We start from the raw sequence: 12773 nt of genomic DNA, 5'->3' as shown, positions 1-12773 counted from the left end.
CTTGCACACCGACGGGACGCCTGGTGCGTGCCGCCGCGCGGCCCGCTGCGGGTGGCTTGGTCATCGCGGTCCCTCGAAATCGTGGTCGGCGTCCGATCCGCAACGGATGTTCCCTCTGGCGGACACGGATGGCAAGTGCTTGCAGAGTCTTGCACAACTGTCCGACTCCCCGTCGATCAGCCGGAAATCAGGGAAGCGGGGCAGTCAGAGGGAGGTCACGGAGGGATAACCATCCGCACCCCTTGCAACTTTTTGCTGCAAGGTCTTTCGCAACTCCTTGCAGCGCGGCTAATCTCACCGACGCCCGGCGGCCAACGGCGCAGTCGGCAGCACCAACGGGCTTTCACCCTCAAGGAGAACTCATGCGGCGTGGCATAGCGGCCACCGCGCTGGTGGCGTCCCTCGCCCTGGCGGCGACGGCCTGCGGCGGAAGCGACAGCGGCGACGAGGCCGACGGCCCGGTCACCATCACCTGGTGGGACACCTCCAACGCCACCAACGAGGCGCCGACCTACAAGGCCCTGGTCAAGGAGTTCGAGGCCGCCCACAAGGACGTCAAGGTCAACTACGTCAACGTCCCCTTCGACCAGGCGCAGAACAAGTTCGACACCGCCGCCGGCTCCAAGGGCGCCCCCGACGTGCTGCGTTCCGAGGTCGGCTGGACCCCGGCCTTCGCCAAGAAGGGCTTCTTCCTGCCGCTGGACGGCACCGAGGCCCTCAAGGACCAGGCCGGGTTCCAGCCCAGCCTGATCGAGCAGGCCAAGTACGAGGGCAAGACCTACGGCGTCCCCTTCACCACGGACACCCTCGCCCTCGTCTACAACAAGGCCCTGTTCAAGAAGGCCGGCGTCGAGGCCCCCACGACCTGGGACGACCTGAAGAAGGCCGCCGCCACCGTCAAGGACAAGACCGGCGTCGACGGCTACTGGGGCTCCACCCAGGCCTACTACGCCCAGTCCTTCCTCTACGGCGAGGGCACCGACACCGTCGACGCCGACGCCAAGAAGATCACCGTCACCTCGCCCGCGGCCAAGAAGGCCTACGGCACCTGGCAGAGCCTCTTCAAGGGCAAGGGCCTGCACAAGGCGGACACCACCGCCGACGCCTACGCCCACATCCAGGAGGCGTTCGTCAGCGGCAAGGTCGCCTCGATCGTCCAGGGCCCGTGGGAGATCACCAACTTCTACAAGGGCTCGGCCTTCAAGGACAAGAACAACCTCGGCATCGCCACCGTCCCGGCCGGCTCCACCGGCAAGGCGGGCGCCCCGACCGGCGGCCACAACCTCTCCGTCTACGCCGGCTCCGACGAGGCGCACCAGAAGGCCGCGCTGGAGTTCGTCAATTTCATGACCTCGGCGAAGGCCCAGGAGACCATCGCGCTGAAGAACTCCACGCTCCCCACCCGCGAGGACGCCTACACCGCCGAGGTCAAGGCCGACCCGGGCATCGCCGGCTACCAGGGCGTGCTGTCCTCCGCCCAGCCGCGCCCGGCGCTGCCCGAGTACAGCTCCCTGTGGGGTCCGCTCGACGACGAGCTGATCGAGATCGCCGGCGGCAAGGAGTCCCTGGACAAGGGCCTCGGCGACGCCGAGACCGCCATAGCCAAGCTGGTGCCGGACTTCTCCAAGTGACCGCCGGGTGGCCGCCGGATCCCCCCGTCATGGGGGAGGGGAGCCGGCGGCCACCGGCCTGCGCCCGCGCCTGGGCCCGGGCAGCTCCCCCTGAACTCCTTGAACCTCCAGAAGGTGTCGAACCATGACAGTCGCCATCGACCGAGCGACCGGCAAGCGGCGCGGTGAGCGGGAACAGCGCCCCGGGCCGGGCCAGCGGCTGAAGAACGGCTTCCACAAGCACTGGTACGCCTACGCGATGATCGCCCCGGTGGCGATCGTCCTCGGGGTCCTCGTGCTGTACCCGCTGGCGTACGGCCTGTACCTCACGCTGACCGACGCCAACAGCCTGAACACCGCCCGCACGATCGGCGTCAACCACATCGACGCCACCTACAAGTTCATCGGGCTGGACAACTACGCCGACATCCTGTGGGGCCCGACGGCGTACGACCGCTTCTGGTCGCACTTCCTGTGGACCATCTTCTGGACGGCGGCCTGTGTCGCCCTGCACTACGCCATCGGTCTCGGTCTCGCCCTGCTCCTCAACCAGAAGCTGCGCGGCCGCACCCTCTACCGGATGATCCTGGTGCTGCCCTGGGCGGTGCCGACCTTCGTCACCGTGTTCGGCTGGCGGTTCATGCTCGCCGACGGCGGCGTCATCAACAGCGGCCTGGACATGCTGGGGCTGCCGAGCCCGCTGTGGCTGGAGGACACCTTCTGGCAGCGGTTCGCCGCGATCATGGTCAACACCTGGTGCGGTGTGCCGTTCATGATGGTCTCGCTGCTCGGGGGACTGCAGTCGATCGACGCGAGCCTGTACGAGGCCTCCGAGATGGACGGCGCCAATGCCTGGCAGCGGTTCCGGTACGTCACCCTGCCCGGCCTGAGGTCCGTCAGCACCACCGTCGTGCTCCTCGGCGTCATCTGGACCTTCAACCAGTTCGCCATCATCTTCCTGCTGTTCGGCAACACCGCGCCCGACGCCCAGATCCTCGTGACCTGGGCCTACTACCTGGGCTTCGGGCAGCAGCCACGCGACTACGCCCAGTCCGCGGCCTACGGGATCCTGCTCCTGTCCATCCTGATCGTCTTCACCTCCTTCTACCGCCGCTGGCTGAACCGCAACGAGCAGCAGCTCGCGATCTGAGGCAGGAGTCTCGAAATGAGTACGACGAGTACGACCACCGTCGAGGCCTCCGCCACGGTGACCGAGCGGCGCCCCGCCGCGCCCCGCACGGTCCGCGGCCGCGGCGCGAGCACCCGCGCGGCCTCCCTCGCCTCGCACGCCGTGCTGATCGGCGCGAGCCTGATCGCGCTCCTCCCGGTCGCCTGGCTGGTCTTCCTGTCCCTCGGCCCGGACAAGGACGACTACCTCCACCCCGGGCGCATCTGGAGCAAGATGACGCTCGACAACTACGCGTTCGTCCTCCAGGACACCAGCTTCTTCGACTGGCTGAAGAGCACGCTGATCGTGGTGCTCGGCACGACCCTCATCGGCGTCGTCGTCGCCGCGTCCACCGGATACGCGGTCTCCCGCATGCGGTTCCCCGGCTACCGCAAGCTCATGTGGGTGCTGCTGGTCACCCAGATGTTCCCCATCGCGGTACTGATCGTGCCGATGTACCAGATCCTCTCGGATCTGCAGCTCATCGACAGCTACCTTGGTCTCATCCTTGTCAACTGCACCACGATCGTGCCGTACTGCGCCTGGCTGATGAAGGGTTACTTCGACACCATCCCATTCGAGATCGACGAGGCCGGCCGGGTCGACGGGCTGACCCCCTTCGGCACGTTCGCGCGGCTGATCCTGCCGCTCGCCAAGCCGGGTCTCGCGGTCGCCGCGTTCTACAGCTTCCTCACGGCCTTCGGTGAGGTCGCGTTCGCCTCGACGTTCATGCTGAGCGACGACAAGTACACGTTCGCCGTCGGTCTGCAGACGTTCGTGAGCGAGCATGACGCGCAGCGGAACCTGATGGCCGCGACGGCCGTGCTGATCGCGATACCGGCCGCCCTGTTCTTCTACCTCGTGCAGAAGAACCTGGTGACCGGGCTCACCGCCGGTGGCACCAAGGGGTGAGGCACGCTCCGCTGGTGGAGCCGAGACGGGCCGTCGCTCGGCTGCGGCGCCGTCGCGGCTGGTCGCGCCCACGCGGCGGAGCCGCAGATCGATGGATCCTCGCGCCCCTAGGGGCGCTGCCGATCCGCCCTCGCAAGCCCGAGGTGGCCGCGGTGCCTATCCGACCCCGCTGTGCCGCGGCCGCCTCGTCACCCCGATCCACGCCCCACATGACCACACCACTGTCACTCCAAGGACGACATGAGCCAGCAGCACTCAGCCGCCCCTGCCCCCACCCCCACTTCCGCAGCGGCCGTCGCCACCGTCGCCATGCGACGCGACTGGTGGCGGGACGCCGTGATCTACCAGGTGTACCCGCGCAGCTTCGCCGACAGCAACGGTGACGGCATGGGCGACCTGGAGGGTGTCCGCACCCGTCTGCCGTACCTGCGCGACCTCGGCGTGGACGCCGTGTGGCTCAGCCCCTTCTACGCCTCGCCGCAGGCCGACGCGGGCTACGACGTCGCCGACTACCGGGCCGTCGACCCGATGTTCGGCAACCTCCTGGACGCCGACGCGCTGATCCGCGACGCCCACGAGCTGGGGCTGAGGATCATCGTCGACCTGGTGCCCAACCACTCCTCCGACCAGCACGAGTGGTTCAGGCGCGCGGTCGCCGAGGGCCCGGGCTCCCCGCTGCGGGAGCGCTATCACTTCCGTCCCGGCAAGGGAGCCGACGGCGCGCTGCCGCCCAACGACTGGGAGTCGATCTTCGGCGGCCCGGCCTGGACCAGGGTCACCGAGCCCGACGGCTCGCCCGGCGAGTGGTACCTGCACCTCTTCGCCCCCGAGCAGCCCGACTTCAACTGGGAGCACCCGGCGGTCGGCGACGAGTTCCGCTCCATCCTGCGGTTCTGGCTGGACATGGGCGTCGACGGCTTCCGTATCGACGTCGCCCACGGTCTGGTGAAGGCAGAGGGGCTGCCCGACCTCGGATCCCACGACCAGGTGAAGCTGCTGGGCAACGATGTCATGCCGTTCTTCGACCAGGAGGGCGTGCACGAGATCTACCGGCAGTGGCGGCTCATCCTGGACGAGTACGCGGGGGAGAGGATCTTCGTCGCGGAGGCGTGGACGCCGACCATCGAGCGCACCGCCCACTACGTCCGTCCGGACGAGCTGCACCAGGCCTTCAACTTCCAGTACCTCAGCACGCACTGGAACGCCGCGGAGATGCGCGAGGTCATCGACCGCACCCTGGACGCCATGCGTCCGGTCGGCGCACCCGCCACCTGGGTGCTGTCCAACCACGACGTGACCCGGCACGCCACCCGCTTCGCCAACCCGCCCGGCCTCGGCACCCAGATCCGCCTGGTCGGCGACCGGGACCTGGGCCTGCGCAGGGCGAGGGCCGCGACCCTCGTCATGCTCGCGCTGCCCGGCTCGGCCTACGTCTACCAGGGCGAGGAGCTGGGCCTGCCGGACGTCGTCGACCTGCCGGACGAGGTGCGCCAGGACCCGGCGTACTTCCGGGGCGCGGGCCAGGACGGCTTCCGCGACGGGTGCCGGGTGCCGATCCCGTGGACCCGGACCGGGCCGTCGTACGGCTTCGGTGACGGCGGCAGCTGGCTGCCGCAGCCGGACGGGTGGGGCGAGCTGAGCGTCGAGGCGCAGACCGGCGAGCCCGGCTCGACCCTGGAGCTGTACCGGGCCGCGCTCGCGGTGCGCCGCGAGCAGCGCGACCTCGGCGCCGGTTCGTCGGTGGAGTGGCTGCGGGCGCCCGAGGGTGTGCTCGCCTTCCGGCGCGGGGAGTTCGTGTGCGTCGCGAACACCACCGGCGAGTCGGTGGCGATGCCGGCGTACGGCCGGGTGCTGGTCGCGAGCGGGGAGATCCTCCAGGCCGACGACGAGGCGAAGGTGCCGGCGGACACCACGGTGTGGTGGACCACCGCGACCGCGGGGGCCCGCGCCTGATTTTCCTTTGAATTTCGTACGGCCCGCTGCCCTTTCGGGTGGCGGGCCTTTAACATCTGCGTCACCGCAAGGTTTCTGAACCTTGCAGCAAGAACCTTCAACGAAGAAGGAAACCCCACATGGCACGCAGATTCCTTCCCGCCGCCGTCGCGCTCGCCGCGGCTGCGGTTGTCATGAACCCGACCAACGCCCAGGCTTCCCCACCTGGCGCCAAGGACGTCACCGCCGTCCTCTTCGAGTGGAACTTCGCCTCCGTCGCCCGCGAGTGCACGAACACCCTGGGCCCCGCCGGATACGGCTACGTCCAGGTCTCCCCGCCCGCCGAGCACATACAGGGCCCGCAGTGGTGGACGTCGTACCAGCCGGTCAGCTACAAGATCGCCGGCCGGCTCGGTGACCGCACGGCCTTCCGGAACATGGTGAACACCTGCCACGCGGCCGGTGTGAAGGTCGTCGCCGACACCGTCGTCAACCACATGTCGGCGGGCGGCGGCACCGGCACCGGCGGGTCTTCGTACACGAAGTACGACTATCCGGGGCTGTACTCCTCGTACGACTTCGACGACTGCACGAGCCGGATCAGCAACTACCAGGACCGCTGGAACGTCCAGCACTGCGAACTGGTGGGCCTCGCCGACCTCGACACCGGCGAGGACTACGTCCGCAGGACCATCGCCGGGTACATGAACGACCTGCTCTCCCTCGGCGTGGACGGCTTCCGCATCGACGCGGCCAAGCACATGGACGCCGCCGACCTGGCGAACATCAAGTCCCGGCTGAGCAATCCGTCGGTGTACTGGAAGCAGGAGGTCATCTACGGCTCCGGCGAGGCCGTCCAGCCCACCGAGTACACGAGTAACGGCGACGTCCAGGAGTTCCGCTACGCCTACGACCTCAAGCGGGTCTTCAACAACGAGAACCTCGCCTACCTGAAGAACTACGGCGAGGGCTGGGGCTACATGAACAGCGGCGTCTCGGGTGTCTTCGTGGACAACCACGACACCGAGCGGAACGGGTCGACCCTCAGCTACAAGGACAACGCCAACTACACCCTGGCCAACGTCTTCATGCTGGCCTGGCCCTACGGAGCCCCCGACATCAACTCCGGCTACGAGTTCTCGGACCCGGACGCGGGCCCGCCGGGCGGCGGACAGGTGAACGCCTGCTGGCAGGACGGCTGGAAGTGCCAGCACAACTGGCCCGAGATCAAGTCCATGGTCGGCTTCCGCAACGCCACCCGGCGCCAGGCCGTCACCAACTGGTGGGACAACGGAGGCGATGCGATCGCCTTCGGCCGGGGCAGCAAGGGCTTCGTGGCCATCAACCACGAGTCGGGCTCGCTGACCCGGACGTACCAGACCTCGCTGCCGGCGGGGTCGTACTGCAACGTGCAGAACAACACGACGGTGACCGTGAGCTCCAGCGGCCAGTTCACCGCGACGCTCGGCGCCAACACGGCTCTCGCCCTCCAGGCGGGCAGGCCGACCTGCTGAGCGGCCCGGCGTGGTGCGTGAGGGATTGACGCTTCCGGAGCGCTGCCTCACGTTCCCCGAACACTCGCCCCCCGGAACCCCTGGGGGGCGACCACTGCGGGCCAACTCGACCCGCTGAAAGTTCTTTCCAACAGTTTCAGGACTCTTGCTGTAAGCGTTTCGGCGGCGATACGGTCGCGCGGGGTCGGACCCGAGAGAGCCGCAATCGCAAGGAGTCCACGTCAGTGATACCGAGATGGCCGGTGCCCTCCAGGCGCCGAACCGCCCGTGCGGGACGGGTTGCTGCGGTCACCGCGACCGCGCTGGCCGCAGCACTCGTCCAGCCCCTCGCGGCCCGGGCCGGCACTCCGCCCGCGCCCCCGTCCGACGCGAAGCTCGCCTCCGAGCCCGCCCGTCATGACGCCACCCGTGAGCAGTTCTACTTCGTCCTCCCCGACCGCTTCGCCAACGGCGACCGTCGCAACGACAGGGGCGGACTGACCGGTTCGCGCCTCGCCACCGGGTACGACCCCACCGACAAGGGCTTCTACCAGGGCGGCGACCTCAAGGGCCTGACCAAGAAGCTCGACTACATCAAGGGCCTCGGCACCACCGCCCTCTGGATGGCCCCGATCTTCAAGAACCGGCCCGTGCAGGGCAAAGGGGCCGACGCCTCGGCCGGCTACCACGGGTACTGGATCACGGACTTCACCCAGGTCGACCCGCACTTCGGCACCAACAAGGACCTCGAGACCCTCGTAGACAAGGCCCACGCCAAGGGCATGAAGGTCTTCTTCGACGTCATCACCAACCACACGGCGGACGTCGTCGACTACGAGGAGAAGTCCTACGACTACCTGTCCAAGGGCGCGTTCCCGTACCTGACGAAGGACGGCAAGCCCTTCGACGACGCGGACTACGCGGGCGGGAGGCGGGACTTCCCGGAGGTCGACGGCGACTCTTTCCCGCGGACGCCGAAGGTCACCAGGAACGACAAGGTCCCGTCGTGGCTCAACGACCCGACGATGTACCACAACCGCGGCGACTCCACCTTCGCCGGTGAGAGCTCCACGCACGGCGACTTCGGCGGCCTCGACGACCTGTGGACCGAGCGGCCCGAGGTCGTCGAGGGCATGGAGAAGATCTACCAGCGCTGGGTGCGGGACTTCGACGTCGACGGCTTCCGGATCGACACCGTGAAGCACGTCGACATGGAGTTCTGGACGCAGTGGGCCACCGCTCTCGACGCCTACGCCGCCAAGCGCGGCCGGGACGACTTCTTCATGTTCGGCGAGGTCTACTCGGCCGACACGAACGTCACTGCCCCGTACGTCACCCGGGGCCGCCTCGACGCCACGCTCGACTTCCCCTTCCAGGAGGCCGCCCGGCAGTACGCCTCGCAGGGCGCGAGCGCCCAGAAGCTCGCGGGCGTCTTCGGCGACGACTACAAGTACACGACCGGCAAGGCCAACGCGTACGAGCAGGTCACCTTCCTCGGCAACCACGACATGGGCCGGATCGGGACCTTCCTGAAGCAGGACAACCCCACGGCCACCGATGCCCGGATCCTCGCCAAGGACAAGCTCGCCAACGAGCTGATGTTCCTCAGCCGCGGCAACCCCGTCGTCTACTACGGCGACGAGCAGGGCTTCACGGGCGCGGGCGGTGACAAGGACGCCCGCCAGAGCATGTTCGCCTCGCGCACCGCCGACTACCTCGACGACGACCGGATCGGCACCGACCGCACCCACGCCGAGGACGCCTACGACACGGGAGCACCGCTCTACCGCCGGATCAGCGCCCTCGCGAAGCTCCGCAAGGCGAACCCCGCCCTCACCGACGGTGTCCAGCAGCAGCGGTACTCGGCCGACGGGCCGGGCGTCTACGCCTTCTCCCGCACGGACGCGAAGCGCGGCACCGAGTACGTCGTCGCCTTCAACAACGCCACCGGCAAGAAGACCGCCACCTTCGCCACCGGCTCGGCCCGCATGACCTTCAAGGGCGTCTACGGCACCGACGCCTCCCTGAAGAGCGACGGCGACAAGAAGATCACCGTCACCGTCCCGGCCGGTTCGGCGATCGTCCTCAGGGCGGTCGGCAGGCTTCCGAAGCCCGCAACGAAGCCGACGATCACCCTCAAGGCCCCGGAGGCCGGCGCCACCGGCACCGTGGAGCTCTCCGCCGACGTCAAGGGCGGCCGACTCAACCGGGTCGTCTTCGCGGCCCAGACCGGCAACGGCACGTGGCAGACCCTCGGCTCCGCCGACCACGCCCCGTACAAGGTCACACACACGGTCGCCGACGACGTACCGCCCGGCACCGCCCTGCGCTACAAGGCGGTCGTGGTCGACTCGGCGGGCCGTACGGCGAGCGCGACGGCCCGGAGCACCACCGGCACCCCGCCCGTCGAGGAGCCGCCCAGCGCCTCCTCCCGAGACCACGTGATCGTCCACTACAAGCGCGCCGACGGGGACTACGCCGACTGGGGCCTGTACGCCTGGGGCGACCTCGCCGACGGCGAGGCCACTCCATGGCCCGACAGCCACCCCTTCACCGGCCGGGACGCCTACGGAGCCTTCGCCTACGTCAAGCTCAAGCCCGGCGCCTCGACCGTCAACTTCCTCGTCATCGACAAGGACGGCGGCAAGGACGTCTCCGCCGACCGCACGATCGACGTCACGAAGACCGGCGAGGTCTGGATCGAGCAGGGCAAGGAGAAGGTCACCACCGAGCGCCCCGAGTACCCGGCGCCCGACAAGACCAAGGCCGTCCTGCACTACCACCGCGCCGACGGGAACTACGACGGCTGGGGCCTGCACGTCTGGACGGGCGCCGCGAACCCCACCGAGTGGTCGAACCCCCTGAAGCCGGTCAAGACTGATACGTATGGTGCGGTCTTCGAGGTACCGCTCACCGACGGTGCCACCAGCCTCAGCTACATCCTCCACAAGGGCGACGAGAAGGACCTGCCCACCGACCAGTCGCTCGACCTCAAGGCGAGCGGCCACGAGGTGTGGCTGTTGAGCGGCCAGGAGAAGTACCTGCTGCCGCAGCCCGCGGGTGCCTCGGCCGCCCTCGACCTGACCACCTCCAAGGCGGTCTGGATCGACCGGAACACCCTCGCCTGGAACGGCTCCGACGCCGCCGCCTCCACCCAGCTGCTCTACGCCCGCGACGGCTCGATCGCCGTCAAGGACGGCGCCCTGACCGGTGACGCCAAGTGGCTGCGCCTGTCGAAGACCGAGCTCACCGACGCCCAGAAGGCCCAGTTCCCGCACCTGAAGGAGTACGACGCCTGGACCGTCGACCCGCGCGACAGCGACCGGGTGCGCGAGGCCCTGCGCGGCCAGGTCGTCGCCACCCAGCGGGCCGCGACCGGAGCTGTGCTCGCGGCGACCGGGGTCCAGCTCGCCGGTGCCCTCGACGACCTGTACTCCGGCGCGACGAAGGCGGACCTGGGACCGACGTTCTCCCGGGGCCGCCCCACGCTGTCCGTGTGGGCGCCGACCGCCCAGTCCGTGTCACTGGAGATCGGTGACGCCACCGTGCCGATGAAGCGCGACGCCACCACCGGCGTCTGGTCCGTCACCGGCCCGAAGTCCTGGAAGAACAAGCCCTACCGGTACGTCGTCAAGGTCTGGGCGCCCAGCGCCGGCAAGGTCGTCACCAACAAGGTCACCGACCCCTACGCCGTCGCCCTCACCACCGACTCCGAACGCGGCCTCGTCGTCGACCTGCGCGACAAGGCCCTGAAGCCCCGCGGCTGGACCTCCCTGGAGAAGCCCGCGGCCGTGCCGCTGCGGGACGCCCAGATCCAGGAGCTGCACGTCCGGGACTTCTCCGTCGAGGACCGCACGGCGAAACACCCTGGCACCTACCTCGCCTTCACCGACAAGGACAGCGACGGCTCCAAGCACCTGCGCGAGCTGGCGAAGGCCGGCACCTCGTACGTCCACCTGCTGCCCGCCTTCGACATCGCGACCATCCCGGAGCGCAAGGCCGACCAGGCGACGGTCGGCTGCGACCTGGCCTCCTACCCGGCCGACTCCGACCGGCAGCAGGAGTGCGTAGGGAAGATCGCCGCGAAGGACGCCTACAACTGGGGCTACGACCCGTACCACTACACGGTCCCCGAGGGCTCCTACGCCACCGACCCCGACGGCACCGCCCGTACCGTCGAGTTCCGCGAGATGGTCAAGGCACTCAACGACGACGGTCTGCGGGTCGTCATGGACGTCGTCTACAACCACACCGCGGCGAGCGGCCAGGAGCGGACGAGCGTCCTCGACCGGATCGTGCCCGGCTACTACCAGCGCCTCCTCGCCGACGGGTCGGTCGCGAACAGCACCTGCTGCGCGGGCACCGCCACCGAGAACGCCATGATGGGCAAACTGGTCGTCGACTCGATCGTCACCTGGGCCAGGGAGTACAAGGTCGACGGCTTCCGCTTCGACCTCATGGGCCACCACCCGAAGGCCAACATCCTCGCGGTCCGCAGGGCCCTCGACGCGCTCACGCCGCAGAAGGACGGCGTCGACGGCAAGAAGATCATCCTGTACGGCGAGGGCTGGAACTTCGGCGAGGTCGCCGACGACGCCCGGTTCGTCCAGGCCACGCAGAAGAACATGGCCGGCACCGGCATCGCCACCTTCTCCGACCGGGCCCGCGACGCCGTGCGCGGCGGCGGCCCCTTCGACGAGGACCCCGGCGTCCAGGGCTTCGCCTCCGGGCTGTACACCGACCCCAACTCCTCGGCACACAACGGCACTCCGGCCGAACAGAAGGCCCGCCTGCTGCACTACCAGGACCTGATCAAGGTCGGCCTGTCCGGCAACCTCGCCGGCTACCGGTTCACCGACACCGGCGGCAAGGAGGTCAAGGGCTCCGAGGTCGACTACAACGGCGCACCCGCCGGATACGCCGACGCCCCCGGCGACGCCCTCGCCTACGCCGACGCCCACGACAACGAGTCGCTCTTCGACGCCCTCGCCTTCAAACTGCCCGCCACGACCAGCGCCTCCGACCGCGCCCGGATGCAGGTCCTGGCCATGGCGACGGCCACCCTGTCCCAGGGCCCGGCCCTCTCCCAGGCGGGCACCGACCTGCTCCGCTCCAAGTCCCTGGACCGCAACTCCTACGACAGCGGCGACTGGTTCAACGCCGTCCACTGGAACTGCGCCGACGGCAACGGCTTCGGCCGCGGACTGCCCATGGCGGCCGACAACGCCGACAAGTGGCCCTACGCGAAACCCCTGCTGAGCAAGGTCAGGGTGGGCTGCGAGCAGATCGAGGGGGCCTCGGCCGCCTACCGCGACCTGCTGCGGATCCGGGCGTCCGAGAAGGACTTCTCCCTCGGCACCGCCGAGCGGGTGCAGTCCCGGCTCTCCTTCCCGCTGTCCGGCAAGGACGAGACGCCCGGCGTGATCACCATGCGGCTCGGTGACCTCGTCGTCGTCTTCAACGCCACACCCGAGCGGCAGGAACAGCGCGTCCCCGCGCTCGCCGGAACCGGCTACCGCCTGCACCCGGTGCAGACGGCGGGGGCGGACCCTACCGTCAAGGCCTCCTCCTACGCGCCCGAATCGGGTACGTTCGCCGTTCCGGGGCGCACGGTCGCGGTCTTCACCCGGGCCGCCCGGTAGCCGCACTACGTTGGGT

Annotated in this window: 6 protein-coding genes; all 6 read left to right on the top strand. The window is 69.0% G+C overall.

All coding sequences use genetic code 11. The features are described from left to right. Positions 1–362: 362 nt before the first annotated feature. Positions 363–1631, top strand: coding sequence for an extracellular solute-binding protein (locus tag SSQG_RS10715; protein WP_003989765.1), 1269 nt, complete (start codon positions 363–365; stop codon positions 1629–1631). Positions 1632–1755: 124 nt separating this feature from the next. Next, a complete protein-coding gene (locus tag SSQG_RS10710) occupies positions 1756–2760 on the top strand; it encodes a carbohydrate ABC transporter permease (RefSeq protein WP_003989764.1) in 1005 nt (334 codons plus the stop codon). 15 nt (positions 2761–2775) lie between these two features. Next, complete coding sequence (locus tag SSQG_RS10705) at positions 2776–3690, top strand: sugar ABC transporter permease (protein ID WP_003989763.1); 915 nt, start codon at positions 2776–2778, stop codon at positions 3688–3690. 240 nt (positions 3691–3930) lie between these two features. After that, positions 3931–5643: a glycoside hydrolase family 13 protein gene (locus tag SSQG_RS10700; protein WP_003989762.1), complete on the top strand. Its 1713-nt coding sequence runs from the start codon at positions 3931–3933 to the stop codon at positions 5641–5643. Positions 5644–5762: 119 nt separating this feature from the next. Next, on the top strand, positions 5763–7136 hold the full coding sequence (locus SSQG_RS10695; RefSeq protein ID WP_003989761.1) for an alpha-amylase: 1374 nt from the start codon (positions 5763–5765) through the stop codon (positions 7134–7136). A 224-nt stretch (positions 7137–7360) separates the two neighbouring features. Further along, on the top strand, positions 7361–12757 hold the full coding sequence (pulA, locus tag SSQG_RS10690) for a pullulanase-type alpha-1,6-glucosidase (protein WP_003989760.1): 5397 nt from the start codon (positions 7361–7363) through the stop codon (positions 12755–12757). The last annotated feature ends 16 nt before the right edge of the window (positions 12758–12773 follow it).

The organism is Streptomyces viridochromogenes DSM 40736 (genome assembly GCF_000158955.1).
Taxonomy (GTDB): Bacteria; Actinomycetota; Actinomycetes; order Streptomycetales; family Streptomycetaceae; genus Streptomyces; species Streptomyces venetus.
Note: the sequence above shows the minus strand (reverse complement) of the source record. Positions and strands in the feature narration are given on the sequence as shown.